At 64.3% G+C, this 26,200-nt stretch carries 27 protein-coding genes; 14 read left to right on the top strand and 13 right to left on the bottom strand.

Going from position 1 to position 26,200, the window contains the following annotated elements; translation table 11 throughout:
* Positions 1-8 precede the first annotated feature (8 nt).
* The 7 genes from ACIGJE_RS34515 to ACIGJE_RS34485 all read right to left on the bottom strand — a co-directional run bounded on the left by ACIGJE_RS34515 (position 9) and on the right by ACIGJE_RS34485 (position 7,736).
* On the bottom strand, positions 9-1,025 hold the full coding sequence (locus ACIGJE_RS34515) for a zinc-dependent alcohol dehydrogenase (RefSeq protein ID WP_415083158.1): 1,017 nt from the start codon (positions 1,023-1,025) through the stop codon (positions 9-11).
* A gap of 3 nt (positions 1,026-1,028) precedes the next feature.
* A complete protein-coding gene (gene hisD / locus ACIGJE_RS34510; RefSeq protein ID WP_415083031.1) occupies positions 1,029-2,357 on the bottom strand; it encodes a histidinol dehydrogenase in 1,329 nt (442 codons plus the stop codon).
* A 40-nt stretch (positions 2,358-2,397) separates the two neighbouring features.
* Positions 2,398-3,198, bottom strand: coding sequence for an ABC transporter permease (locus tag ACIGJE_RS34505; protein WP_415083029.1), 801 nt, complete (start codon positions 3,196-3,198; stop codon positions 2,398-2,400).
* Between the two features lie 13 nt (positions 3,199-3,211).
* Positions 3,212-4,156, bottom strand: coding sequence for an ABC transporter permease (locus ACIGJE_RS34500; RefSeq protein WP_311940430.1), 945 nt, complete (start codon positions 4,154-4,156; stop codon positions 3,212-3,214).
* Between the two features lie 183 nt (positions 4,157-4,339).
* Positions 4,340-5,446 (bottom strand): ABC transporter substrate-binding protein, encoded by a 1,107-nt coding sequence (locus tag ACIGJE_RS34495; protein WP_311940432.1) that lies wholly within the window; start codon positions 5,444-5,446, stop codon positions 4,340-4,342.
* 55 nt (positions 5,447-5,501) lie between these two features.
* Entirely contained in the window at positions 5,502-6,641 is a 1,140-nt protein-coding gene (locus ACIGJE_RS34490; protein WP_415084082.1) for an ABC transporter ATP-binding protein, read from the bottom strand.
* 327 nt (positions 6,642-6,968) lie between these two features.
* Entirely contained in the window at positions 6,969-7,736 is a 768-nt protein-coding gene (locus tag ACIGJE_RS34485) for an SDR family NAD(P)-dependent oxidoreductase (protein WP_415084084.1), read from the bottom strand.
* 365 nt (positions 7,737-8,101) lie between these two features.
* Here ACIGJE_RS34485 and ACIGJE_RS34480 point away from each other — a divergent pair, with 365 nt between their 5' ends.
* The 5 genes from ACIGJE_RS34480 to ACIGJE_RS34460 all read left to right on the top strand — a co-directional run bounded on the left by ACIGJE_RS34480 (position 8,102) and on the right by ACIGJE_RS34460 (position 13,540).
* Positions 8,102-8,614 (top strand): OsmC family protein, encoded by a 513-nt coding sequence (locus ACIGJE_RS34480; RefSeq protein ID WP_394313284.1) that lies wholly within the window; start codon positions 8,102-8,104, stop codon positions 8,612-8,614.
* Between the two features lie 168 nt (positions 8,615-8,782).
* Positions 8,783-9,799: a sugar ABC transporter substrate-binding protein gene (locus ACIGJE_RS34475; protein WP_311940440.1), complete on the top strand. Its 1,017-nt coding sequence runs from the start codon at positions 8,783-8,785 to the stop codon at positions 9,797-9,799.
* A gap of 186 nt (positions 9,800-9,985) precedes the next feature.
* Positions 9,986-11,515: a sugar ABC transporter ATP-binding protein gene (locus tag ACIGJE_RS34470; RefSeq protein WP_415084087.1), complete on the top strand. Its 1,530-nt coding sequence runs from the start codon at positions 9,986-9,988 to the stop codon at positions 11,513-11,515.
* Positions 11,505-12,563, top strand: coding sequence for an ABC transporter permease (locus tag ACIGJE_RS34465; RefSeq protein ID WP_415084089.1), 1,059 nt, complete (start codon positions 11,505-11,507; stop codon positions 12,561-12,563). The genes ACIGJE_RS34470 and ACIGJE_RS34465 overlap by 11 nt, the downstream gene beginning before the upstream one ends.
* On the top strand, positions 12,560-13,540 hold the full coding sequence (locus ACIGJE_RS34460; protein WP_367624971.1) for an ABC transporter permease: 981 nt from the start codon (positions 12,560-12,562) through the stop codon (positions 13,538-13,540). The genes ACIGJE_RS34465 and ACIGJE_RS34460 overlap by 4 nt, the downstream gene beginning before the upstream one ends.
* 39 nt (positions 13,541-13,579) lie before the next feature.
* Here ACIGJE_RS34460 and ACIGJE_RS34455 read toward each other — a convergent pair whose 3' ends face one another.
* From ACIGJE_RS34455 to ACIGJE_RS34445, 3 genes are all read right to left on the bottom strand, one after another.
* Positions 13,580-13,867, bottom strand: coding sequence for a type II toxin-antitoxin system RelE/ParE family toxin (locus ACIGJE_RS34455; protein ID WP_483681264.1), 288 nt, complete (start codon positions 13,865-13,867; stop codon positions 13,580-13,582).
* The gene (locus ACIGJE_RS34450) at positions 13,855-14,142 is read right to left on the bottom strand and encodes a CopG family ribbon-helix-helix protein (RefSeq protein ID WP_311940448.1); all 288 of its coding nucleotides are present in this window, start codon (positions 14,140-14,142) and stop codon (positions 13,855-13,857) included. The genes ACIGJE_RS34455 and ACIGJE_RS34450 overlap by 13 nt, the downstream gene beginning before the upstream one ends.
* A gap of 101 nt (positions 14,143-14,243) precedes the next feature.
* Positions 14,244-14,657, bottom strand: coding sequence for an NUDIX hydrolase (locus tag ACIGJE_RS34445; RefSeq protein ID WP_483681262.1), 414 nt, complete (start codon positions 14,655-14,657; stop codon positions 14,244-14,246).
* Positions 14,658-14,753: 96 nt separating this feature from the next.
* On the opposite strand from ACIGJE_RS34445, the gene ACIGJE_RS34440 reads away from it, so the two are divergent.
* From ACIGJE_RS34440 to ACIGJE_RS34415, 6 genes are all read left to right on the top strand, one after another.
* Entirely contained in the window at positions 14,754-15,665 is a 912-nt protein-coding gene (locus ACIGJE_RS34440) for a LysR substrate-binding domain-containing protein (RefSeq protein ID WP_483681260.1), read from the top strand.
* Between the two features lie 421 nt (positions 15,666-16,086).
* On the top strand, positions 16,087-16,857 hold the full coding sequence (locus ACIGJE_RS34435) for an ABC transporter ATP-binding protein (protein WP_367624967.1): 771 nt from the start codon (positions 16,087-16,089) through the stop codon (positions 16,855-16,857).
* A gap of 71 nt (positions 16,858-16,928) precedes the next feature.
* Positions 16,929-17,708 carry a transporter substrate-binding domain-containing protein gene (locus tag ACIGJE_RS34430; RefSeq protein ID WP_483681258.1) on the top strand — a complete coding sequence of 260 codons (780 nt, stop codon included), beginning with the start codon at positions 16,929-16,931 and terminating at the stop codon, positions 17,706-17,708.
* Positions 17,709-17,714: 6 nt separating this feature from the next.
* Positions 17,715-18,404 carry an ABC transporter permease gene (locus tag ACIGJE_RS34425; RefSeq protein ID WP_311940458.1) on the top strand — a complete coding sequence of 230 codons (690 nt, stop codon included), beginning with the start codon at positions 17,715-17,717 and terminating at the stop codon, positions 18,402-18,404.
* Positions 18,401-19,093, top strand: a complete 693-nt coding sequence (locus ACIGJE_RS34420; protein WP_483681256.1) for an ABC transporter permease — start codon at positions 18,401-18,403, stop codon at positions 19,091-19,093. Before ACIGJE_RS34425 ends, ACIGJE_RS34420 begins: the two co-directional genes overlap by 4 nt.
* Positions 19,094-19,166: 73 nt before the next feature.
* Positions 19,167-20,126 (top strand): arginase family protein, encoded by a 960-nt coding sequence (locus ACIGJE_RS34415; protein WP_483681254.1) that lies wholly within the window; start codon positions 19,167-19,169, stop codon positions 20,124-20,126.
* Positions 20,127-20,167: 41 nt separating this feature from the next.
* On the opposite strand, the gene ACIGJE_RS34410 is transcribed toward ACIGJE_RS34415, so the two are convergent.
* The gene (locus ACIGJE_RS34410) at positions 20,168-21,070 is read right to left on the bottom strand and encodes an alpha/beta hydrolase (protein ID WP_483681252.1); all 903 of its coding nucleotides are present in this window, start codon (positions 21,068-21,070) and stop codon (positions 20,168-20,170) included.
* A 337-nt stretch (positions 21,071-21,407) separates the two neighbouring features.
* Between ACIGJE_RS34410 and ACIGJE_RS34405 the strand changes: the two genes are divergently transcribed.
* On the top strand, positions 21,408-22,343 hold the full coding sequence (locus ACIGJE_RS34405) for a DMT family transporter (RefSeq protein WP_483681772.1): 936 nt from the start codon (positions 21,408-21,410) through the stop codon (positions 22,341-22,343).
* 255 nt (positions 22,344-22,598) lie between these two features.
* Here the strand turns inward: ACIGJE_RS34405 and ACIGJE_RS34400 are convergent, their stop codons facing one another.
* On the bottom strand, positions 22,599-22,928 hold the full coding sequence (locus ACIGJE_RS34400) for a nucleotide pyrophosphohydrolase (RefSeq protein WP_483681250.1): 330 nt from the start codon (positions 22,926-22,928) through the stop codon (positions 22,599-22,601).
* Between the two features lie 94 nt (positions 22,929-23,022).
* On the opposite strand from ACIGJE_RS34400, the gene ACIGJE_RS34395 reads away from it, so the two are divergent.
* The gene (locus tag ACIGJE_RS34395; protein ID WP_483681248.1) at positions 23,023-23,976 is read left to right on the top strand and encodes a hypothetical protein; all 954 of its coding nucleotides are present in this window, start codon (positions 23,023-23,025) and stop codon (positions 23,974-23,976) included.
* Positions 23,973-25,463 carry a hypothetical protein gene (locus ACIGJE_RS34390; RefSeq protein WP_483681245.1) on the top strand — a complete coding sequence of 497 codons (1,491 nt, stop codon included), beginning with the start codon at positions 23,973-23,975 and terminating at the stop codon, positions 25,461-25,463. Before ACIGJE_RS34395 ends, ACIGJE_RS34390 begins: the two co-directional genes overlap by 4 nt.
* Here ACIGJE_RS34390 and ACIGJE_RS34385 read toward each other — a convergent pair.
* Positions 25,460-26,200 carry a class I SAM-dependent methyltransferase gene (locus ACIGJE_RS34385; protein ID WP_483681243.1) on the bottom strand — a complete coding sequence of 247 codons (741 nt, stop codon included), beginning with the start codon at positions 26,198-26,200 and terminating at the stop codon, positions 25,460-25,462. The genes ACIGJE_RS34390 and ACIGJE_RS34385 overlap by 4 nt on opposite strands.

Raw genomic sequence — 26,200 nt, 5'->3', positions numbered from 1 at the left:
GAATACGGCTATTCCGTGAGCTGGACGATGGTTTTCAGCTTCTCACCCTGACCGGCCAGCAGGCGTTCATAGGCAGCGGGAATCTCGTCCAGGGCGGGCAGGATTTCGCAGAACTGTTCGAGGGCGCCTTGCAGTTCCACCAGCAGCGCGGTGGCCTGCACGAGTTCGTCATCGGTGAAGGCATGGCAGCCGATCAAGGCGATCTCGCGTTCGACCAGCTCAGTGGGGTCGAGGTCGAGCTTGCCATGGCCGATGCCGACCAGGCAGAGCGCACCCGCGCCGGCAAGGAGGCCGAGCGTCGCGGCGATGGCCCCGACATGGCCCGTCGCATCGATGGCATGGCGCAGGCGCCGCCCTGCAAGGGTAGCGGCAATGTCCTCGGCCACGAGGCCAACCCGACTGCCACCGCTCACCGCAGACACCAATCCGGCGCGCGCGGCATTGGGGTCGCTGAGCAGGATGGGGCCGTCGTGGAGATGGGCGAGCAGCAGGGCGCATAGGCCTCCGATCGTGCCGCAACCGACCACGAGCACCGGCTCTCCGCGCGGCGCGGCGAGTCGCCGTACTACGTGCAGCGCCACCGCCAGCGGCTCGGCCATGGCGGCGATGCGAGGCGGCAGCGAAGGCGCATGTGGCACCAGCAGCCGGGCCGGCAATTGCACGGCATCGGCGAAACCGCCGTCGCAAGCCTCGCCGACAAAGCCGAGATTCTCGCAGACATTGTGCCGTCCTCCGGCACAGGCGGGGCAATTGCCGCACCAGAATCTGGAATCGGCGACGACGACATCACCGACCGCAAACCCGCTCACTCCCTCGCCGATCGCCGTCACGCGGCCGCAGAACTCGTGGCCCGCCACCGAGGGACGGCGCGTGATCCACTGGCCGGTCCGGTAGTTGTGCAGGTCCGAGCCGCAGATGCCGGCGGCCCTGACCGCGAGGTTCACGTGACCAGGCGGCGGGGCTGAGGGGGCCTCGACCGCTTCCACGCGCAGATCCCTGACATCATGCAGCCGGACGGCCTTCATCACTCAGTTGCCCTTCTTCAGATAGGCCTCGCGGATCGGCGAGACGGCATTGGCGTGGGATGAGAAGCCCTCATAGAGCGCCAGCTTGTGGGAATGGCGGGCAAATTCGGCGTAGGCCGGGGCGGTGACATAGCCGATCGAGGAACGCTTGACGAAATCGGTGACCGAAAGCGGACCGTAGGTCCGGGCCCAGCGGCTGGTCGGCAGCACGGCATTCGGGCCCAGCGAGAAATTGGCGATGCTGACGGGCGTGTGGGGCCCCATCAGGATCTCCGAGGCCTCGGTGATGTGGCCGAGATGGATGAAAGGCTCCTCGGACAGGATCTCCAGATGCTCGGGCGCATAGGCGTTGACGAACGCGTAGCTCTCCTCGATCGAGGAGGTCAGCACCACGCCGCCGGTGCTGCCCGTCAGCACGGCCTTGGAGAAGGCGACGCGCTGCTCGGTCATGCGGGCCCAATGCTCGGGCAAAGCGGCGAGCGCCTCTTCGGCGACCCGGCGGCTATGGGTGACCAGATAGGCCGAGGAATCCGGCCCGTGCTCGGCCTCGATCAACAGGTCCAGCGCGGCGAGGCCGCCATGCACGCTGTCGTCGGCCAGGATCATCACCTCGGAGGGGCCTGCCGGCAGGCCGGTATCGATGACGCCGGAGAGCAGGCGCTTGGCGGCGACCACCCAGGGACTGCCGGGGCCGACGATCTTGAGGGCGGGCTTGACGGTCTGCGTGCCATAGGCGACGGCCGCGACCGCCTGCGCGCCGCCGACCTTGTAGACGGTCTCCACGCCCGCCAGCCTGGCGGCGACCAGCGTGGCTGCGTCGACGCCGCCGTCGGGCGCCGGCGGGGTGACGATGGCAAGATTGGGCACGCCGGCGACCACGGCCGGAACCGAGGTCATCATGGTCACGGACGGGAAGGAGCCCTTGCCGCGCGGCACGTAGAGGGCGACCGACTGGATCGGGGTGAAGCGGTCGCCGGCATAGGCGCCCGGCCGGATCTCCTTCAGCCACATCGCCTCGGGTTTCTGCTCCTCGTGGAAGCGGCGGATATTGTCGATGCCGAAGGTGATCGCCTCGATGACGTCGCCATCGACCTCGCGGAAGGCGGCGTCGAACTCGGCCGGCGTGACCTTGAGGTTGGCCTCGGTCACTTCGGCCTTGTCGAGCTCCCGGCCGAAGCGGGCCAGCGCGGTATCGCCCTCGGTCCTGACCGCCTCCAGGATCGGCGCGACCTTCTCGATGAATTTGGAAATGTCCGTTTCCGAACGGCGCAGCAGGGCGGCCTTCTCCTCCGCGCTGAGGCTGGCATAGTCGTAGAAGCGGGCTGAGGTCATGGTTCTGTCCTGGATGCGCGGCCTCGCGGGGCCGGGGAGGTCATTTGGATTTGAGGAAGATGTCGAGGCCGACGAGCCGGTCGAGCAGGGCGATGGCGAGGCCGGCGCAGGCGATGAAGACGACGGAAATGGCAGCGAGGTCCGGCGTGATGATGGAGCGGATGGAATTGTAGATCTGCACCGGCAGCGTGACGGAGCGGGCATCCACCAGCAGCAGGCTGACCAGGAACTCGTTGAGGGCGAGGATGAACATCAGGAGCGAGCCGGTGATCACCCCCGGCAGCACCGCGGGCAGGGTGATGTAGAGGAAGCGCTGCAGGGGCGGCGCGCCGCAATTGGCCGCGGCCAGCTCCAGGTCCGGGCTGAGATTGCTGGCACTCGCCGTGACGGCCCAGATCATGAAGGGCAGGTTGATCACGCAGCAGGCGATGCCCACCGGCCAGAGCCGGCCGAGCACGCCGAGATTGCCGAAGACCAGCATCATGCCGATGCCCGAGCCGATCAGCGGGATGGTGAAGGGCAGCAGCAGGTAGACCTGGATCGAGCGCTCGAAGCGCACCTTGTATTTGGCGAGCGCAATGCCAGCCAGCGTGCCGACCGGCACCGCGATGAGCGTGCAGATCGTCGCCACGATCAGCGAGCGCAGGAAGGCCTGGCGCAGGTCGCTGGCCTGGGCGATGGCGCCGTACCAGCGCAGGGAAAAGCCTTCGGGCGGGAAGGTGATGATGTTGCCTGCCGTGAAGGAGGCGCCGAGCACCACGATGGTCGGCGCCGACAGCATCACCAGTGCCGCGACCACGAAGCCCCAGATTACGATGGACTTGCTGGTGCTGCCGGTCATTTGCGTTCTCCGCTCAGTTCTTCTTGCCGTTCATGGCCAACGTGCCGGCGCCGAACAGCATGAACACCACGCCGACGAGAAGGGAGCCGACCGCCACCAGCATCAGGCAGAGCGTGGCACCGAGCCCCTGGTCGGAGGTGCGGAAGAACTGGTCGTAGATGGCGTTGGCGATGAAATCCTGCGTGCCGCCGCCCAGGATGGCGGGCACTGCGAAATCGGTCAGCGAGAGGGTGACGACGACGAGGCCGGCGCCCACCAGGCCCGGCCGGGCGAGAGGCAGCACGATGTGGCGAAAGGTCCGCACCCAACCAGCGCCGAGCGAGGCGGCGGCGGCTTCCAGTTCCGCCGGTATCGCCGTCAGGGCCGGCGCCAGCATCAGCACGGCGAAGGGCAGCATGTACTGGACGAGGCCGAACAGCACGGCGGGATAATTGTAGAGCAGGCGCATCGGCGCGACGCCAACCAGGCCGAGGGCCTCGTTGACCATGCCCTGGTTGCCCAGGATGATTAGCCAGCCATAGGCGCGCACCACCTGGCCGATGAAGAAGGGCAGGAACAGCGCGACCAGCAGGAATTTGCGCAGGCCTGAAGATGGCGTGCGCACCATCAGATAGGCATAGGGGAAGGCCAGGATCAGGGTGGCAAGCGTCACGATGACGGCGCCCATCAAGCTGCGCCCGGCCACGGCGGTGAAGAAGCTTTCGCTCACCACGCGCTGATAGTTGGCGAGGGTATAGGTCTCCGACGTCAGGAAGGTGGTGGTATCGAGGACGCGCAGGCTGGCATCACCCATCTGGATCAGGCCGAGCACGAGCAGGCCGACCAATACGAGCGCGGGCAGCAGCATCAGATAGGGCAGCCCGGCCCGGAAGCTCGAGGGCCACAGGAAAGCGGCCAGGCGCTCAAGCGCATCCATGAGGCGCCAGGTCAGGGGATAGGCGGCACGCGAAGAGCGCATCCTGTCGGTCCTTAGTGGGATTTGCCTTCTCCCCTTGCGGGAGAAGGTGTCCCGAAGGGGCGGATGAGGGGTGAAACACGACCTTGCAAGGTATTTGCCAACACCCCTCATCCCCCTGCCGGGACCTAAGGCACTTCCATGGGAAGTGCCTTAGGTCCCGCAAAGGGAGAAGCCTCCTTGGCCTCAGCCCTGCATGATTTCCTTGAACTTGGCGAACCACTTGCTCTCGTTCTCCACCTGTGTGCGTGACGAGATGCGGATGAGGTGCTTGAAGTCCTCCTCCTTGGTCGGATAGGCGGGATTGTTGACGAGATCGGCCGGCGGAGTGAGGCCGGGCACCACGCCCGGCAGGCCGAGGCCGTCGAGCCAGACCTGCTGGGCTTCCTTGGTCAGGGCATGGTCGATGTACTGCTTGGCCCAGTAGAGCTCGTTCTCCGGCAGGCCCTTGGGGATCCACAGCCCGTCCGTGTCGAACTTGGCGCCTTCCTCCGGCACCACCCAGGCGAGGTCGATGCCGTTCTTCTTGGCCTCGCGTGCATTGGTGGAAATGGTGCAGGCCGCGTCGATCTCGCCCTTCTGGAACCAGGTGGTGAAATCGGGATCCTCGCCCAGCAAGGGCTGCTGCTCCTTCACCTTGGCGATGAAGTCCCAGGCGGCCTGCATGTTGGCCGGAATGTCCTCCAGCTTGCCGCCGCCGGCGACCTGGGCGGGGAAATGGAAGCCGATACCGTCATTGTAGAGCGCGATGCGGCGCTTCAGCTTGGGATCGAGCAGGTCCTTCCAGGATTTGGGCGCCCCGTTCGGGAAAGCCGACGGCCTGTAGGCCAGCACATAGACATAGCCATAGGTGTTGACGATCGGATAGCCGTCGAGGCCGACGGGCTTGGCGAGCTCGGTGGTGTTCTTGAGGTTGGGCAGATCGGACAGATCCTCGGTCACGCCGCGCAGCGCCGATTTGGTGGCGTTGGTGGTGGTGTCCCAGTTCACATGGATCGGCGGGGTGCGCTTCTGCGCCACGGCCGCCCAGAGCTTGGGCTGGATCTCGTTGTCCTCGGTCAGATCGTGGCGCACGGCGATGCCGGTCTTCTTGGTGAAGCTGTCCGAGACACCCGCCTTCAGGGCGTCGACCCAGCTGCCGCCCCAGGCGCGCACGATGAGTTCGGAGGGCTTTTCGGGCTCGTCGGCCATGGCCCGGCCCATGCCAAAAGTGGCCGAGGCGCCGGCTGCCAGCATCGAAGCGAGCAGGGTACGCCGGCGGATTTGCGCTGACAGGAACTGATCGTGTGACATCACTGGTTCTCCTCTGGATGGACCTTCTCGGGTCACTTTTTCACTTTTTGAAGATTCACTTCTTGAAGATTTGCATATCCTTGGCATTCCATCCCAGGCTGACGGTCTCGCCCGGGGCGAATTGCTGGTGGGCGACGGGATCGTGATCGAAGACCCGCAGCAGCGCGTCGCCGAGGGGCGAAACCCGTATTTCGTAGACGATGCGCTCGCCCTCGAAGATGGAATCCTCGACCACGCCGTCCACGATGGTTTCGAGGCCCTGGAGCCTCTCCGCGTTCGAAGCGATCCGGATCTGCTCGGCTCTGACGGCACCCTGGCAGGCCTCGCCGGGTACCGGCGGGACTGCGGGATTGGCTGATGTGCCGACCAGGCTGCGTCCCGCGCTGGTGAAGGTCAGGGTGGAGCCGCTCGCGGCACCGGCCACGCCTTCGATGAAATTGGTGACGCCGATGAAATTGGCGACGAAGGGGTTGGCCGGCGTCCGGTAGGTGTCGAGCGGACGGGCCTTCTGCTGGATCTGGCCGCCATCCATCACGATGATCTCGTCGGAGACCACGAGGGCCTCGCGCTGGTCGTGGGTGACGTTGATGGTGGTGACCCCGAGCTCCTTCTGGATGCGGCGGAATTCGAGCTGCATCTCCTCACGCAGCTTGCGGTCGAGCGCCGCCAGGGGCTCATCGAGCAGCAAGAGGTCGGGCTCGAACACCAAGGCGCGGGCGATCGCCACACGCTGTTGCTGGCCGCCCGACAATTCGTTGATGCGGCGCCCGCCATAGCCGCCCAGGCGCACCAGGTCGAGGTAACGCTCCACCTTGGCGGCGATGCCGCGGGCGTCATGGCGGCGCATCTTGAGGGGGAAGCCGACATTCTCGGCCGCCGTCATGTGCGGGAACAGCGCCAGTTTCTGGAACACCATGCCGATGGCCCGCTTGTGCGCCGGCACGGCGCTGACGGGCTGGCCGTTGATGAAGATCTCGCCCCTGCTCGGCGCATCGAAGCCGGCCACCATGCGCAGCAGCGTGGTCTTGCCCGAGCCGGAGGGGCCGAGAATGGTGAGGAACTTGCCCTTGGGCAGATCGAAGGAGGCGCTTTTGACCGCATGGACGTCGCCGAAGATCATGGCGACATCCTTGACGGACACGGCAAAGGGGCTCGTTCCGCCGGACGGGCTGATACCGAGGGGCGCAGATTCCATTTCGTTCCCCGTCTTCCCAAGCCGCCGCGCCCAGTCCCGCAGATCGATCTCACGGCAGCATGAACCTGTCTATACAGCTACATACAAATACGGTCAACGCAACATGCGTAATTCTTGCCCGGCTTGACATTCTGGCTAATTATTGTGCAGTGCACGAAGGTCGGGGTTGAGATGGCGATTGCGCCGAGCAGAAGTCAGGCAACAAGTGCGCCCGTCATCCCCGGCGGGGGCGAAGACCCCTTCCCCTCACCCTCTCTCGCTGCGCTCGCGAGCGGTTCGGCCGGGGATGACAGCTTCAGAGCAGCTTACTTATTCTCCCGAGCTTCCCTAGATCGAGGCGAGATAGCCGCCGTCGACCGGGATGCAATGGCCGGTGACATAGGCCGAGGCGTCCGAGCACAGGAACACCGCGACGCCTGCGACATCAGCCTGCTCGCCGAAACGGCGCTGCGGGATCTTCGCCAGCATCTGCCCCTGCCAAGCTTCGTCTTGGTAGAACACCTCGGTCATGGCCGTGCGGAAATAGCCGGGCGCGATGGCGTTCACCCGGATGCCATGACCGGCCCATTCGGCGGCGAGGGCATGGGTGACGCCGAGCAGGCCGGATTTGGAAGCGCCATAGGGAACCGCGGTGGGAATGCCGACGAAGGAGGTGAGGGAGCACAGATTGACGATAGCGCCCCCTTGCGCCCCGGCCATGATCCGGCCGGCGGCCTGCGCGCAGAAGAAGGCGCCCTTGAGATTGGTGGAGACGATGCCGTCCCACAGGGCCTCGTCCACCTCGAGGGAGGGGCGGACACTCTCGACGCCGGCATTGTTGACCAGGATGTCGAGGCCGCCGAGGGCTTCGGCGGCTTGGCCGATGACGGCCCTGCAGTTCTCGACGTCGGCGACGTCCTGCGCGAGGGCGATGCAGCGCTGTCCGGACGCTTCGACGAGGCTGCGGGTCTCGTCGAGATTGCCGAGCGCCCGCGCCGTCACGGCGACATCGGCGCCCGCTTCGGCCAGGGCGAGGGCGATGGTCTGGCCGATGCCGCGGCTGGCGCCCGTGACGACGGCGCGGCGGCCGGAGAGGTCGAAAATCGGGCGCGACATGGTGCTCCTCTCGCCATCGGGAAATGCCAATGCCGGCTGCTCTGCAATCGGGGCGGTGAAGGCTATCTTAATTTGATCAGACAGAATCGCGCAGATCGCAAGGTGCCGAGGCTTCTGGGCTAGGGCAATCGTTCAGCTTGAGCATTGTTGAAAGTAACCGATACGCCATCTTTGTCATGCCCGGGCTTGACCCGGGCATCCAGAAGCCCGCGATTTCGACGCATGGAGGAGAGGTTGGATTGCCGGGTCAAGCCCGGCAATGACAAACGTTGAGCCGATTCGCTGTTGTTAGGGAAGCGTTTGCCAGGTTCTGCCGGCGGCCTATAGTTCGGGCCAATGACACCGTGATGATCCGGGAGGAACAGATGGATTCGACGGAACTGCGCGCCATGCAGGCGCCGATCAAGGAGCGCTATCGCGCCGACCCGAAGACGGCCTTGATCACCTTGAAGGCCAAGGGCTCGATCGATGGCGAGGGCATTGCCTGCAAGGTCGAAACCGGGCGGGCGCTGGCGACCGCCGGCCTGCATCCGGCGACCGGCGGATCCGGGCTGGAACTGTGCTCCGGCGACATGCTGCTGGAAGCCCTGGTGGCCTGTGCCGGCGTGACGCTGAAATCGGTGGCGACGGCGATCGACCTGCCCCTGAAGGCCGGCCAGGTCAGCGCCGAGGGGGACCTCGATTTTCGCGGTACGCTCGGGGTCGACAGGGAGGCGCCGGTCGGCTTTGCCGAGATCCGGCTTCGCTTCGATGTCGACAGCGAGGCACCGCAGGAGCGGCTCGACCAATTGTTGAAGCTGACCGAACGCTACTGCGTGGTGTTCCAGACCATCAAGAACGGCCCGAAGACGAGCGTGTCGCTGCACCGGATGGCCTGAGGCGTCGGGCTGCTCGGGGGAGGCGTTCCCATGACCCAGTGACGGTTCCGGCGGTTGGCGGTCAATTAATTATATTAAGTCTATAAATTTAGTTGACATTATGTCGGCGACCATGTGTGCTTCGGTCAGGCCTCGACAGACGGGCCAAATCAAAGCTGGACCGACACGATGACGACGATATCCTCCACCCCGCTCGGGCGCCGCTCGCTACTCAAGATGGGCTCGGCCCTGGCTGCCGCCGCAGCCTTCGGCAGCGCCGCCCGGGCCGATGATACTGCCAAGCCTGAAGCGGGATTGCCCTCCCTCAAGGGCAAGACCATTGCGATCAGCGTCGCGGGCACCGACCATTTCTTCGACCTGAAAGCCTACCAGGCCCAGGTCGAGACCGTGAAGGAACTTGGCGGCACGCCGATCGGGCTCGATGCCGGACGCAACGACAAGACACTGGTCAGCCAGCTGCAGACCCTGGTGACGCAAAAGCCCGATGCGGTGATCCAGACGCTCGGCACCCTGTCGGTGGTCGATCCCTGGCTGAAGAAATTGCGCCAGGCCGGCATCCCGGTCTTCTCCGTCGACCTGCCCTCGACCAACGTCATCAACACCGCGACCTCGGACAATTTCTCCCTGGGTGCCCAGCTCGCGCTGCAGCTGGTCTCCGATATCGGCGGCAAGGGCAATGTCGTGGTATTCAACGGCTTTTCGGGCGTTCCGGTCTGCGAGATCCGCTACACCCAGTTGCGCAACGTGCTGAAATATTATCCCGAGGTGAAGATCATCCAGCCCGAACTGAGGGACGTCATCCCCAACACGGTGCAGGACGCCTATGCCCAGATCACCGCTTTGCTGAGCAAATATCCCGACAAGGGCTCGATCTCGGCCATCTGGTCGGCCTGGGACATTCCCCAGCTTGGCGCCACCCAGGCCCTGATCGCCGCGGGGCGCAGCGAGATCCTCACCTATGGCGTCGACGGCACGCCCGAGGTGCTGGCGCTGGTCAAGGATCCCAAGGCGCCGGCCGGCGCGGTGGCGGCCCAGCAGCCCTCGGTCATCGGCCGCCAGGCGGTCCTGAACCTCGCCCGCTATCTCAACGGCGATACCACGCTGCCCTCGCAGACCTTCTTGCCGGCCGTGATCGCCAACAAGAAGAACGCCGCCGAGGTGCAGAAGCAGCTCGGCCAGGCTTGATCGACGAGTATGCCGGTCGCCCCGTATCTGACCGACCCCGCAGGGTGCCCTCGTTGACACCATCCTGCCCAGCCACCCCATCCGAATGACGGATGGGGTGGCTCTTCCTCGTGGCCCGTGCCGCATTTCCTTGAGCAAGGGCTGAGCCGGCCGGTGTGCCGGCGAGGCTGACCAGTGATCGACGCCATGACCTCACCCCCTCCCGTTCTGGCCATGCGCGGCCTCGTCAAGACCTTCGGGCCGACTCGGGCCCTCGACGACGCCTCGCTCGTGGTCGCGCCCGGCACCGTCCACGGCCTGGTCGGGCAGAACGGCGCCGGCAAGTCGACCCTGATCAAGGCCTTGGCCGGTCTCGTCAGCCCGGAAGCCGGCAGCATCGAATTCGAGGGCCGGCCGCTCGATCATCTCTCGCCCAAGAAGGCCGAGCAGCTCGGCATCGCCTTCATTCACCAGGACCGGCTGCTGGTGCCGACCGCAACCGTTGGCGAAGCGTTGTTCCTGGGGCGCGAAGCCATGGCATCGCGCCTCGGCGTCTGGCAGGCGAGCCTGCAGCGCCGGGCCGACGAGGCCCTCAAGCATTTCTTCGGCATCACTTTGCCGCGCGGCGCGCTCATCCGCGACCTGTCGACCGCGCAGCAGCAGATCGTCCAGATCACGCGGGCGCTGCTGGCCAAGCCTCGCCTCATCATCTTCGACGAGCCGACGGCGGCGCTCGCCAAGCGCGAGGTCGAGAGCCTGTTCGCCGCCATCGCGCAATTGAAGGCGCGCGGCCTCACCAGCATCTACATCTCGCATTATCTCGCCGAGATCGAGCGCATCTGCGATGTCGTGACCATCATGCGCAATGGCCGGGACGTCGCCCATCTCGAGCCCTCGCGCACGACGATCGGCGAGATCACCCGCCTGATGGTCGATCGCGACGTCAAGGACCTCTTCCCCAAGCATCGCGCCGAGCGCGGCAGGCCCGTGCTGTCCCTTGCCGGCCTTGGCGCGCCGCCGGCCTTTGCCGATGTTTCGCTGACCGTGCATCGCGGCGAGGTGGTCGGGCTGACCGGGCTGCTCGGCTCCGGAGCCAAGGAGCTCGTCCAGGCCCTATTCGGGCTGCGGCCCACGCGGGCAGGCACGATCGAGGTCGACGGTCGCGTGCGGCGGCTCTCCAGCCCGGTGGCGGCGGCGCAGGCGGGTCTCGCTCTGGTGCCGGAGGATCGTCGCGCCCAGGGCGTGGCGCTCGGCCTCTCCATCCGCGAGAACGCCACCCTCGCCAGCCTCGGCCAGATCACGCGTCTGGGCTGGCTCGACCGCGCCGGCGAACGTTCGACGGTGTCCAGGCTGATCGAGGCGCTCAAGATCAAAGCCAGCAGCCAGGATGCAGCCGTGCGCACCCTCAGCGGCGGCAACCAGCAGAAGGTGGTGATCGCCAAATGGCTGGCCCGCCGCTCCGACGTCTATGTTCTCGACGAGCCAACGGTCGGGGTCGACGTCGCGGCCAAGGCCGAGATCTATCGCCTCATCGCTGAGCTTGCGGAGAAGGGCGCGGGCATCCTGCTGCTTTCGGCCGATCTCGACGAGCTCCTGGGCGTGTGCGACCGGGTCCTGGTGATGCATCGCGGCGGCGTGGTCGGCACCTATGAGACCTCGGCAACATCGTCCGACCAGCTGCTGGCCGCGGCCCTGACGGGCGCCGATCCCGGGGAAGGAGCCAGCCATGCCGCATGAAACCCTGGAGGCGATCGCCGCGGCGACATCGGCCTCGATCCACCCCGAGCCCCATGAAGCCAGGGCCCGCACGGGCTGGCGCGATCTCGCGGGCGGCGCCGGGACGCGCCTGGTCCGGGCCGGAGGTCTGCTGTTCTTTCTGGCCGTGATGGCCTTCTTTGCCGTCAACGTGCCCTCCTTCGTCTCGCCCGCCAATATCGGCCTCATCCTGTCGCAATCGGCGGTGCTGGGCATCTTGGGGTTCGGCCTGACGCTGGTGCTGATCACCGGCGGTTCGGATGTGATCGCCGGCGGCATCGACCTCTCTTTGGCCGGCACGCTCGGGCTTTCGGCCGCCGTTTTCGCCGTGCTCAACCAGGCCGGCTTCCCGGACCTTGCCTGCGTGGCGGCCGCGCTCGGCGTCGGCCTCCTCGTCGGCCTGGTCAATGCGCTTGCCGTGGTCTGGCTCAGGATCCTGCCTCTGCTGGCGACGCTGGCCGCCATGAATGTCTGCGCCGGGCTCGAACTGGTGGTGACCGAGAACACCACCATTCCCGCGGCGTCACCGCTGATCGACTGGCTCGGCCTGCCCGGACCGCTCGACATTCCCGTGCTTGGCTGGCTGCTCCTTGCACTGTGCGCGGTCCTGGCCGTGCTGCTGCATCTCACGCCCTTCGGTCTGCGTGCCTATGCGGTGGGCGGACATCGCGAGGCGGCCAAGGCCGCCGGCATCGCCGTCAACAGCTATGTCGCACTGTCCTATCTGGCCAGCGGGCTGCTGGGCGGGCTGGCCGGCGTCGTGTCTGCAGCCTTCCTCAACGGCGCGACCGGCGGTTCGGGCGACATGCTGCTGCCGGTGGTGGCAACCGCCTTTCTCGGCTTCATGTTTTCGCGCCGGCTGCTGCCGACCGTGGCCGGCACGTTGCTCGCCGCCGTTTTCCTGGGCGCGCTCACCAACGGCTTCCAGCTCCTCCATGTCTCGACCTACTGGGTCAACGGCATCGAGGGCGTGCTGATCCTGGCCGTCGTCGCCGCCACCGCCAATCTCGCACGCAGGAGGGCGACATGAGCGCCGTTGGGGCCGAAGGGCCGCGCATCCGGCCGGCATTCGACCTGCTGCGCTTCGGCATTCCGCTGGCGCTCGTGCTGGTGGTGGCCGTCTTCTCCGTGCTGGCCCCGGGCTTCCTGACGCTCGGCAACATCACCGGCGTGCTGGTCAACAATGTCGCGCTGACGGCCATCGTCGCCATCGCCATGACCCTGACGGTGGCCTCGGGCGGCACGGATCTGTCGGTGGGCACGGCGGTGGATCTCGGCAGCCTCGCCTTCGTCTCGGCGGTGTCCTCGGGCCAGCCGGTGGCGCTCGCCTGCCTCTATGGCGTCGGCGCGGGCATCGGCACCGGGCTCTTCAACGCCGTCCTGATCGCGCGGCTGTCGATCACGCCGTTCCTGGCGACCCTCGGCACGCTGTTCATCGGGCACAGCCTGCAGCAGCTCACCACCGATGGCGGCAATCCCGTCTATGTGCCGGCCGGCAGCATACCGCCCGCGCTCGCCTTCATCGGCCATGGCACGATCCTCGGCGTGCCGGTCTCGCTGCTTCTCGTCGCGGTGCTGGCGCTCGGCGCCTGGCTCCTCCTGGAGAAATCGAGCTTCGGCCGCACCGTCCTCGCCGTCGGCACCCAGGAGGAGGTCGCGCGCTATTCCGGCCTGCCGGTGCGGCGGATCCTGGCGATCGTCTACATCCTCTCCGGGGCCGTCGCCGCCGTGACGGGCATCCTGCTCTCCTCCAACGTCAACGCCTATGTGCCCTATTCGGGCAATGCCTATCTGCTCAACGCCATCGGCGCTGCCTTCATCGGCACCTCGCTCAGCCGCAACCGGCGCGCCAGCATTGCCGGCACCATCCTCGGCGTGCTGCTGTTCGGCTTCGTCTCCAACGGCCTGCTCCTGATCGGCTGGAACTTCTACTGGCAGCAGGTCGGCGCCGGTGTCCTGATCTTCCTCGCTTTGCTGCTGGCCTTCGCCGGCCGGCGCGAGAATTGAGGGCCTCGATCGAGCCGGTCTCTCTCCTGCTTAGATCATTCAATCATATCCGGCTTCCCGACCATGTCGGATGGCGAGAATCACGACTTTGTCTCCATCGTATCGGTAGAGGGCCACATAACCATCGCGGCCGAAATTGATGACGAGCTCTCGCTCTTCGGCATCCTGGATCGGTCGCCCTATTTCAGGGTGAGCCGTAAGCGTCTGAATGGTCTGGATGATTGCCGTTGCGGCCCGTTTGCCCGCCATTTGGTTTTGGGAGTGCAGGAAAGCCCGTAGCCTTTCGAGATCGCGAAGGGCAGCGGGCGAGAAGATTACCTGTGGCATACAGGCGAGGCTTTCTCGTCATCCGTGCCCCATGTTTCCAGCCAAGCCGCGACCTCTTCCCCGGTTACATGCAAGCCGGTTGCCTGGTACTCGTCCCAAGCCTTGCGAGCGTCGTCGTAGAACGCCTGGCGTTTTTCTTCACGCTCGACATATTGATGGATTGCTTCCTTCATCAGCCAATGCGGCTTGCGATGCCGAGCATCGGCCAGCCGTTGGAGGCGATCCTTGACCTTGGAATCCAGCTTGATGCTGGTCGTGGCGGAAGCGGGTGGCATTGAGGCACCTCATATGGGTGTTACATGGTGTTACCATATCGGAATTTGGTGCTCCGCGCCATAGTGACCGATCAGTTGCTGCCAAACTTGGATGCGCGATCCTAGCCCCCGCCAAGCGCCGTCGCGAGGGCCAGCACATGGTCGCGCGTCAGGGCGGCGAGGGGCAGCGGGCCGGGTGCCTTGGGATCGACCCAGGCGATCTCCTCGATCTCGGCGGTGGCGGCGACAGGCTCGGCGATGTCGAGGCGGAAGATCTCGGCCTCGACCATCCTGTTGTCCTCATGCGCCGCCGGGGCTTCGAACCGGCCGAGATAGACGGGGTGTGCTGGATCAACCGTGAGGCCGATCTCCTCGGCGAGCTCGCGGCACAGGGCCTGGCGGGGCTGCTCGTCGGGCTCGATCTTGCCGCCGGGCTGCATGAAGGCCGATGTCCCTCGTTTTCTAACCAGGAGTGTCATACCGTCGGGACGGATGATGACGGCGGCTGCAATACGAATCGCATCGGAGGAGGGCATGGCGCCATCCTAGGCGATATCCCGGCAGCCATCCATATTTTGGGAGATCCGAGGTGGAGGAAGAAGGCCAGGCCGGTGTCATGACGGGGCGCGGCGATGCGTAACCTGCCGCTCGGCGTGCTGCGCACCTTCGTGGCGGCGGCGCGCCATGAAAGCCTGACCCGGGCCGCCGGCGAGCTCGCTTTGACCGACAGCGCCGTCAGCCACCAGCTGCGCCGGCTCGAGGAAGTGCTGGGCTATCCGCTCTTCCACAAGGCCGGGCGCGGCGTGGTGCTCACCGATGCCGGCCGGGTCTTCGCCAAGACGGTCTCGGCCGCGCTGCAGGACATCACCAACACGGCGCTGCGCCTGTCGGAGGCGGACCAGGACGGCGGGCGCATCGGCATTGCCTGCCCGCCGATGTTCGCCAGCGGTTGGCTCGCCAAGAACCTCGCCGATTTCTGCCAGGACCACCTTGCCGTCGAATGCCATATCAAGCTCACCGAGAACCACCGCATCCATGAGCTGGTGGATGCCGATATCGGCATCGTCTTCGGCGCTGGCGGCTGGGACGACAAATGGTCGGCGCAGCTCGCCCATGTCAGCATCATGCCGGTCTGCAGCCCGACCTTGTTCCAGCGCATCGGCCGGCGCATCACCAGCCCGCTGGAACTGCGCAGCGCCATCCTGCTGCATTGGGACGACGGTGCCGAATGGCGGCGCTGGCTCTCGGAGGCCGGCGAGCGCGATTTCGGCCCCTATAGCCGCCATCTCTATTGCAGCGATCTCGGCATGGCGATCGACCTCGCCATCAACGGCACCGGCGTCGCCCTGGCCAGCGACACGCTTTCGGGCGCGGATGTCCGGAACGGCACGTTGCTGCGGCCCTTCTCCACCGCCATCGACGCCTTCGGCGGCTGGTATGTCGTCTCCACCCATGCCGGCCTGCAGCGCTCGGGTGTGCGGCTCTTCCTGCGCTGGCTGCTGGCGCGCTTCGGCAAGGATGCCGCCGCCTGGCAGATCGGTTGACTGGATGGTGTACAGTTGAGATCCCTTCAGGAATGGGACGGATACGCCACTGGTCCGTGCCTCCTTAGCAGGCAATATGCCCCGGGAATGCACAATAGATGAAATGACGTCATCTATTTGATGATCAAATATCAATTGCCCCAGGCTGGCCTTCTGATTTTATGAGCACCGTCGCGATTGGACGGACAAGTCCGGCGCAGGAGCAATGCAGTTCACTTAAGCTTTTCGAGGCTGCTCGACCTTTGTCATTGCCGGGCGTGACCCGGCAATCCAGCTCCTCGATGGTTTGTGCGTGCGGCTTCTGGGTAGCCGGGTCAAGCCCGGCTATGACAAATCGGAGCGGTTCCTGCTTGCGTGAACCGCATTGGGCGCAGGAGAGGGGTCTTGGTGGCGGACGAACGCGGCCGGATTGGGAAGAAGCATGCACAAGCTGGCCGTGGACGGTATCCGCAAATCCTATGGCAAGGTCGAGGTCCTCAAGGGCGTGTCGCTCCAGGCCGCGGCCGGTGACGTCATCAGCATCATCGGGGCCAGCGGCTCGGGCAAGAGCACCTTCCTGCGCTGCATCAATTTCCTCGAGCGTCCGACCGCCGGCAGCATCGTCATCGACGGCGAGGCGCTGAAGACGGTCAGGGACGGCGACGGTTTCCTCAGGGCCACCGACAAGAGGCAGCTCCAGCGCATGCGCAGCCGCCTCGCCATGGTGTTCCAGAATTTCTGCCTGTGGTCGCATATGAGCGTCATCGACAATGTCATCGAGGCGCCGATCAGCGTGCTGGGCGTCTCCAGGGCGGAAGCCACCGAGCGGGCCAGGGCCAATCTCGCCAAGGTCGGCCTCGGCCAGGAGGTGCTGCAGCGCTATCCCGCCCATCTCTCCGGCGGCCAGCAGCAGCGCGTGGCGATCGCCCGGGCGCTCAGCATGAACCCCGACGTCATGCTGTTCGACGAGCCGACCTCGGCGCTCGATCCGGAATTGGTGAGCGAGGTGCTCAAGGTCATGCAGGCCCTCGCCGAGGAGGGCCGCACCATGATCGTGGTGACGCATGAGATGGGCTTTGCCCGCCATGCCTCCAGCCGCGTCGTCTTCCTGCACAACGGCGCCATCGAGGAAGAGGGCCCGCCCGAAGCCGTTTTCACCGATGCCCGCAGCGACAGGCTGCGGCAATTCCTTGCCGGGCGTTTGCAGCATTAGCCGCAGCGGCCTGGCCAAGGCCGGTGGAAACCGGCTCCCATAACCACAAACCCCATCCCGAGAGACCCATCATGAGCATTCGCTTCAGAAACGCCGTCGCCGCCCTCCTGCTCGGCCTTGCCGCCTCCGGCGCCCAGGCCCTCACGGCCCAGGCCGCCGACAAGATCAAGATCGCCACCGACGCCACCTTCCCGCCCTTCGAATCGATCGACGCCAACGGCAAGCTGGTCGGCTACGACGTCGAGCTGATGCAGGCGATCTGCGAGGCCGCCAAGCTCGACTGCGACATCTTCAACGCCGCCTGGGACGGCATGATCCCCGGCCTGATCGACGGCAAATATGATGCGCTGATCTCCCAGCTCACCGTCACCGAGAAGCGCCGCAAGGTGATCGCCTTCTCCGACATCTACAACCACCCGATCTTCCGCTTCGTGGCCAAGAAGGGCGCCTCCTACGAGTTCACGCCCGAGGGCATGGCCGGCAAGACCATCGCGGTGCAGACCGGCACGCCGATGGATGCCTATGTCACCAGCCATTTCCCCAAGGCCACCATCAAGCGCTACGACACCGGTAGCGCGCCCTATCTGGAGCTGACCGCCGGCCGCGCCGAACTCCACATCAGCTACCAGGCCCAGATCACCGCCAGCTTCCTGAAGTCGGATGCCGGCAAGGATTACGAACTGGTCGGCCCGCAACTCACCGGCAAGGACGCCAAGGAGTTCGGCGAGGGCGTCGCCATCGCCATCGGCAAGAAGAACACCGCTTTGGTGGCCGAGATCAACAAGGGCCTCGCCATCCTCAGGGACAACGGCACGCTCAAGGCGCTGGACGCCAAATATTTCGGCGAATGACCGGAGATGATCCTCGATTTCGTCCGCACGATCCTGGCGGCAGGGGCGATCACCCTGCTGCTGGCCTTCGCCTCGCTGGTGGTGGCCGTCCTGCTCGGCCTCGGCGCGGCCCTGTGCAAGGTCTCGCGCCATAGGACGCTGGCGGCGCTCGCGGGGATCTACACCTTCGTGGTGCGCGGCATCCCCGATCTCGTGATGATGCTGCTGGTCTTCTACAGCCTGCCCTCCTTCATCGGCCAGGTCGGCGAATGGCTCGGCTTCGACATCCAGGTCGAATTCTCCCCGCTCGGGGCCGGCATCGCCACGCTCGGCCTGATCTTCGGCGCCTACATGACCGAGACCTTCAAGAGCGCGCTCCTCAACATCCCCCGCGGCCAGATCGAGGCGGCGGAGGCCTATGGGCTCGGGCGCACCCGCATCTTCACCCGCATCGTGCTGCCGCAGATGATCCGCCTGGCGCTGCCCGGCTTCACCAACAACTGGCTGGTGCTGGTCAAGGCGACCGCTTTGGTCTCCCTCATCGGCCTGCAGGACGTGATGTTCCGCGCCAAGGGGGCCGCCGAGGCCACCGGCAAGCCCTTCACCTTCTACCTGGTCGCCGGCGGCTTCTATCTCGCCATCACCATCCTCTCCATGCTGGTGCTGGCCTGGCTGGCGCGGCGCTACGAGCTCGGCACAAGGAAGCTGGCGCCATGAACTGGGACGTCATTGCCGAAAATCTCGGCCTCTATGCCGAGGGGGCGCAGCTGACGCTGGTCCTCACCGTCTCCTCCCTGGCGATCTCCTTCTGCCTCGCCATCCCGCTTTCCTTCGCGCGCAACAGCGCCAACCGGCTGATCCGCAGCCTGGTCTTCGCCTATACGCTGGTGTTCCGCGGCACGCCGCTTTTGGTGCAGCTCTTCCTGATCTATTTTGGCCTGGCCCAGTTCGAGCTGGTGCGCGCCAGCCTGCTCTGGCCCTGGCTCTCCAGCCCGCTCGTCTGCGTGCTGATCGCCTTCGTGCTCAACACCACCGCCTACACCACCGAGATCTTCGCCGGCGCGCTGCGCCACATCCCGCCCGGCGAGGTGGAGGCCGCCACCGCCTACGGCATGTCCGGCTGGACGCGGGCGCGGCGCATCCTGGTGCCGGCGATGCTGACCAGGGCGCTGCCGCTCTACGGCAACGAGACCATCATGATGCTGCACGCCACCTCGCTCGCCAGCACCGTCACTCTGCTGGAGACCACCGGCGTCGCCCGCATGATCACGCTGAACTACTACATCCAGTTCGAGCCCTATGTCGCGGCCGCGATCGTCTACCTCGTCCTGACCTTCGTCCTGGTCGGCGCTTTCCGCCTCGTCGAGCGCCGCTGGGCCGGCTATCTCGACGTCCGCCCGTCCTGAGGCTCGCCGCCTGCCATCCCCGCTTTTCCAACCCGATGCCGCCCGCGGGCGGCCCGCATAGAGGATCTCCATCATGAACCAGAAAGCCGATCTCGGCGCGCTGTTCGGCGCGGCGGCCGATACGCTCACCTTCCTCGGCCTGGAGGAATGCCGCGACCTTGCCACGCTCGCCGCCCCGATCGCCCTGATCGGCGCGCCTTGCGCCACGCCCTACCGCTCCGTCGGCGCCTATTGCCGCAACGCGCCGGACGCCCTGCGCCGCGCCACCGCCGCCTTCACCGCCAATGTCGACCGCCACGATTTCGACAATGGCGGCAAGGTCTTCCCGGAGCCGCGCCTGCGCGCCGTCGATTGCGGCAACCTGCCCTATGACGAGAATGACGGCGCCGCCAACCGCGCCGCCATCGCCGCCGCCGTCAAGACGATCCGCGCCCGCGGGGCGGTGCCGATCGTGCTGGGCGGGGATGATTCCATCCCTATCCCCATGCTCGAGGCCCTGGGGGCGGAGGCGGGCGCCCGCTACACCATCCTGCAGATCGATGCCCATATCGACTGGCGCGAGGTGCATATGGACGAGCGCCTCGGCCTCTCCTCCACCATGCGCCGGGCGTCGGAAATGCCCCATATCGAGCGCATCATCCAGGTCGGCGCCCGCGGCATCGGCTCGGCCGCCACCGGCGACTATGAGGATGCGCTGGCCTGGGGCGTCAAATTCGTGCCGGCCCATGACCTGCACCGCCAGGGCGTCGAGGCCGCTCTCGACCTCATCCCCGAAGGCAGCCGCATCGTCATCTGCATCGACGCCGACGCCCTCGATCCGGCTTTGGTGCCCGGCGTCATCGGCCGCGCCCCGGGGGGCCTCACCTATTATCAGCTCGTCGACCTCATCAAGGGCGCCGCCCGCCGCGGCCGCATCGAGGCGATGGACTTCGTGGAATTCATGCCCGAGCGCGACGTCGACGGCATCGGCGCGCTGACCTTCGCCCGGGCGATCACCACGGCGCTGGGCGTGATCGCGCGGCAGCGGGCGTAAGGGAAGAAGGCGGCCGCCGGCGGGGAGCCGGCGGCAACCGTCTAGCCCCCGGCGTTGCGCATGAACGCACCCGCGGCGACAAGCGCGCTCCGGCCGTCTTCCAGGCCGGCGTTCCAGACCGGCCAGGCGTGGATCATATGCGGCCAGATCTCGAGCCGCACCGGCACATCCGCGCTGCCGGCGGCCTCGGCCAGCCGCGTGGCGTCCGACAGCAGTGTCTCGGCCGAGCCGACCTGGATCAGCAGCGGCGGAAAGCCGCGCAGGTCGGCGAACAAAGGCGAGATGAGCGGGTCGCCACGGTCCGTCCCCGCCGGGACATAGGCGCCGGCAAGCTCCTCCAGATAGGCCTTGTGGATGATCGGATCGATCGTGTCCTTGCTGGCGAGCGTCGCGCCCGACATTGTGAGATCGGTCCAGGGCGAAATCAGCCAGGCACAGCGGGGCAGGGGCTCGCCGGCGGCGCGCAGGCGGCCGATCAGGGCCAGAGTGAGATTGCCGCCCGCACTGTCACCACCCACCGCGATGTCTTCGGCGGCGATGCCCTGCCGCCGCAGGAAGCGCCATGCCGCGAGGGCGTCCTCGTGCTGGGCCGGAAAAGGCTGTTCGGGCGCGCGGCGATAGTCGATCGCCAGGGTCCGCATGCGCGCCGCGCGGCCGGCTTCCGTCACCAGCCGGCGATGGCTTTCGACGGAGCCCGAGCAGTAGCCGCCGCCGTGGAAGTAGAGCAGCACCTTGCCGGCGTCGCTGCCCGGCGCCATCGACCATTCGCCGGGGACGCCGTCGCACGCGACTTCAGTGCAGACGACGTCGTCGGCAACAGGCCAGTGGGTGCCGACCTCGTCGAGCCGTGCGCGCCGCTCGCCCCATCCGACCGGCCGGGGCTTGGCGGCCAGCAGGTCGCGGATGGCGGCGATTTCCTCCAGGCTGCGCTCTTGCTCGGTCACGGCATGCTCCTTGATAAAGACTGGCGCATCGTGACACTATGCTTGGCAACCGGCGTTCGCAATCAGTCGTAATTTCCGTTACGGAAACAAAACTGGGGTAAAAGCGAGGTTGTTGTTCGCAGCGTACACGCCGATCTTCTGAAACGGGTAAGGCGAAAGCCTCGTTATCTTACAAGAAACGGTCCCCCTCCGAATAAAGGGGCGGTTGGTCGCCAGGCCGGCAGATCGAAGAGCGCCGATGGGGCTCCAGGGCCGGAGCGTAGTGCCCGGCGAGGCGGGGCTGCCATCGCTCCCGGTCCATCGGCGAGGGGAGGAGGCTGGGAACCACATGCTGCCGATGGCACATCCCGACGAGGTGAAGGCCGCCCCCGGCGAGTCCCTTTCGATCGCCTACGCGACCGCGATCCTGGGCTGGCTGCTTTCGGCCGGCGTCTACATCGCGGCCAAATGGGCGGCGCCGGAAATGGGGCCCTGGGCGCTCTGCTTCTGGCGGCTGTTGCTGGCTTGCGCCATCCTGCTGCCGATCGTGCATCGCCACTATGGCGCGATCATCGCCTTGCTCCGCTCGCGGCCGCTGGAGGTCCTCATCGTCGGCGCTGTTGGCCTGACCCTGTGCCAGGGCATGATCTATACCGGCCTCCATTTCACCAACGCGACCACCGCCGGCATCATCATGGCGCTGTCACCGGTGATGACCATGGTGATTGCCCGCATCGTGCTCGGCGAGCCGCTCGGCCTGTGGAAGGCCATTGGCGCGCTGCTCGCTTTGGCCGGCATGCTGGTCATCGTGGCCCATGGCGATCTCGGCGCGCTGATGGGGCTGCAGTTCAGCGCCGGCGAATTGTGGATCGTCGGCAGCGCCTTCTGCTGGGGCCTCTACACCGTGCTCCTGCGTCGCTCCAAATTCGGCATCCCCCTGCTGCCCACTGTGGTCGTCCTGCTCGGCGCCGGCGCCCTTGCCGCCTTGCCTTTCTATCTGTGGGAGCTGACCGCCGGCGGCGGCTCCGCCCTGAACGCCAACGGCCTGCTGGCGCTCGCCTATCTGGCAGGGCCGGGCGGCGCGCTGATGTATTATCTCTACAATCGCAGCGTCGAGGCGCTCGGCGCCGGCCGTGCCAGCATGCTGCTCTACCTGCAGACTGTCTTCGTGGCCCTGCTCGCCTATCTCCTGCTCGGGGAAAGCCTGCATGGCTATGACATCTGGGGCGCGGTCTTCATTGTTGCCGGCCTGGTGTTGCCGGCGTTGATCAAGCAAAGGCCCGACGTTGTTTGAGGAAGATAGGATGGATGCTGGAAAGCTGTCGGCGCTCCAGGCACCTCGCATCAAAATGGCCGCTCAGCACCCCAAGCCGGACGTTCAGGCAAACTTTGCCCTCATCCAGAAGCGGACGTTTCGGCTGATACGAGCGAGCGGAGACTATGAGCCCACAACCCGACATTTTTGAAGCCATTTCACGGACCTGTTAGCCAACACACGTAGCTCGTTCTCGCGTGTACATTTGGAAACACTTCCGCGACCTCTGCCGAATCACGCACCTTGGCGACGTCGTTTTCCGGGTTGGGAACCTACAGGAAACCTGCGGGTATTCGATTCGATCTTCCTCATCGCTTCCATGGCCGGATCTAGCCCCAGCTTGTCGAACAACATCAAGAGATAGATTAAAACGTCAGCTAGCTCGCCAGCCACTGCCTCCCGCTCGATATCTAACAGATCCTCATCGCCGATATCCCATTGAAAATGCTCAAGCAATTCGGCAGCTTCGATACTTACCGAGGTCGCCAAATTCCTGGCGGTGTGAAACTTTGACCAGTCCCTATCGTCTCGGAACGCTCTGAGAGCTGCTATGATTTTGTCCATGACGGCACACGCCCTCCGTAGCAGGTAGCTGCTCTGCAGGTAGCAAGCTGGAAAAACGCCTCTATAATGCCAATCTACGCAATTGCGAACCCGGATGAGCACTGTGGCGGACGCCTATCTCAATCTAGCCGAGGATGTCTTGGCGGCATCGGGTACTCCGATGCGACCGCGAGACATTCTACAGGTCGCTTATTTGAACCGCCTTGTACCTTCTCATCTGCATGGTGCCACACAACACAAAACCTTACATGCGCGACTGAGTGAAGATGTTTCGACATATCGTGAGGCCAGTCGCTTTTACCGGACCAGACCAGGCGTGTTCTTCCTCAGACGACTTAGGAATGATACGATCCCAGTTGTCGGAAGCGAAGAGTTCTTCGCCCCCCCCCGCAAGAAAGAACTTAGACGCGATCGGGTAATGGCTCTACGAATGAGACTTGAACACGTCGGCGATGCAAAGGCAATCTCACTGAAGACGATTAAGGAGGATCTTGACGATGGGCGATTTGGCTACTTTCCGTATTCGGTCGTGCGTCGAGACGGTAATCTAGCCGTCGTCCATAGCTTTGTTGTCGTGTTCAACGGCGATGATGTGCTCTCATATCGAACGGGAAGGTTTTATCCGTCGACGGATCCACTGCGGGGTAGACGAAGTGTCGGCTTAGGGGGAGCTGTGTTGAATGGTGAGGCGGATCTTCTCTACGATAGCATGCATGGCATCGTTGCGAACGGGATCGCTGAACTTGGGTATGCAATCGGGCTACCTCGGCGGCTGGCTGAGGTTGCGAGATACGAGAACCAAGTCCGCCCAGTTCTCGCGGTCGCAGTTCCAGGCTCAGACAGCCACCCAAACGTTCTGCACGTCGTAATGGCATATCGCTGCCCACCAGATTTCTTTCCATCAAAGGCCGCAATGTCGATAAACGATTTGCGTTGGTTGAAAATCTTTAATCCGACCAACAACGCAGGAGATTTTGATGCTACGTCACGCTTGCTCATTGAGCAGAGGATGCTGGTAGGCCTCTCGTCGATGGTGGGGCCTGCGTGACTCGAGATATCCTGCGTCCGATCCATAGCGACGAAGAAAAGCGCATCACGCTCGAACTAAGCATCAGCAACACCCCACGAGGGGTTAAAAGAGCCTTGCAAGACGTCTGTAGTCACTACGAGAAACGACGCTTTTTCACAGACGCAACAAACGTTAGGCAACTCATACACAGCCATCTGAACGCACAGGATGTTCTCGTTAGGCGTTGGGCACTCAAGGCTGTCGCTCTAATTGGTAATCCGGACGATCTCTACCGGATCGCCGAGAGGATTAAGATCGAGACTGACTATGAGGCTGTTACCTGGGCCACTGCTGCACTCTTCAAGAATGCGGGCGACCTTACGTTGCAAGACATCCAGACGCGGACGGGGCTGGATAATGATAAGCCACTACTTCTAGCAGCGCGGCTATATGCTCGCCCTCAATGGGTCAGGGACAACTTAAGACCAGTGACCGTCTCTGTCGATGACGATCACTTGACGCTCAAATGGGCGATCTTCCTCGCGGGATATGGACTTGCGTCTGATGACCTTTTCGATCCCAGGTATTCGAATGATGTCTTTCTGGGACGACTCTTCCAGCACGACGTTCCCGAGATTTCGGAGTATTCCGTCTGGGCTCTCTGGGAACGCCCGGAGTTCACAGACCGCCACCTGCCGCTTAAGTTTGATGAGGTGCAAAAAGCTCCTGAAAATGTGCGCAAGTGGCTTTATCGCCTCTTTGCGCAGTCCCATACGTCTAATGGTCTGGATTACGATGTTGTCCAGCAAATGTGGAGATCTGACCGTTCACCTGCGAGAGAAGGTCTTGCGCGTGGCATAGTTGATGCAAACCATCAAAAATTCGACGATGTGATAGTAGAGTGGTCAGGGATAGAGAACGATCATACCGTTCGCCAAATCCTCCTTGAAGGTATGGCTCGCCGATCCGACAGCAACGAAATTATGTTCGAGCTAGCCAACAAAGCTTATGATACTTCAACCTCGATGCAGCTTCGCAGCAGCATATTGGCCGCATCAGCGGGGACAGGGCTTTACGCGGAGATAAAGCGACGAGAAATTGCAGCCGGAAACGAGGCGCAAAGCACATTCAACTTCGGGCCTGGCTCGCAACCGCAATTCATGATCGGAGATAACGCGAAGATGAGCAATCTTAACGTAGGCGGAAACTTAAACGCCCAGAACGTGGCAGTTGGCGACATGCTGAACAGCGCAAACGATGCGGTTCAACGTATGTCCATCGAGCAGAATTCCGATAAGGAAGTGCTGTCTAAAGTGGTAGAATTTTTGCAGACAAACTTCAAGGCTTCGGAGTCATCCAAGCCCGTATTAGCTGCTGTTGAGGCCGCTGCAAAAGAGCCCACTCCGGAGAACAAGAGAAGCCTTCTGAGCTCGATCAAAGCCTTGGCCACTGGCGGAGCGACCGCCGCATCAGCAGGTGGCGGAATCGCATCGATAATCCAGCTCGTATCAACCTGGATCGGTTAAAGGAGACGATAAAGCGCGACCCCGTTCTCGCGCTTACCTTTCACGCGCTGGGCTGCAAAAAAGCTGCCAACCGTCTCGACCTTGTCGGCGGACGCGATGTTTGTGACGTCGATATGACGTGCGCACAGGTCGAACAGCCCAACGGCCGTGGAGGTGCTAAATTGCTCGCTGAAGTCAAGTTCGCCGGAAGTGATGGCTTTATCAATTTGAACGAAACCGTACTCTGTCAGATTTTCGCACAGCTGCTGATGGGTAGTTTCGGAGGGAGGAACATCGACCAAGTGCGCGATGCGTTTATGTAGTTGAAATAGCACGCAGTTCTCGGTCCATACGGTCATCGCTGCTATTCCGCCGGGCTTCAGCATGCTAGCGAGTTTGAGCGCGCTTCGATATCTGTCCCAGAAATAGTAAGCGCTCTGTCTGCAATTTATCAGATCGTAGTTGTGGTCTGGCTTGAAGTCCTCGAACCCTATGGGAATGAACCTATAATCGTAATCCAATAGCAGGTCTGATTCAGTCGTCTGGGGGTCAATCAAGTCCACGCCAAATCTCCGACCATTCGTGAGGTGCTGCAAAAGGAAGGATGCATTCGCACCATCGCCAACTCCCACTTCAAGCCAGTCCACGTATCCAGCTTTTAATTCCGTCAGAAGCTGCCCAGCCAAAGCATCACGGTCGGCCGTTCCTCGGGCAATGGCTTTTACGGGAGCGAGCGCGTCAACTATCCTGCCAAACAT

The sequence above is a fragment of the Labrys sp. E2SS-1L genome (assembly GCF_057073705.1).
The sequence above is the reverse complement of the archived record's forward strand: the minus strand, read 5'-3'. Positions and strand labels throughout refer to the sequence as shown.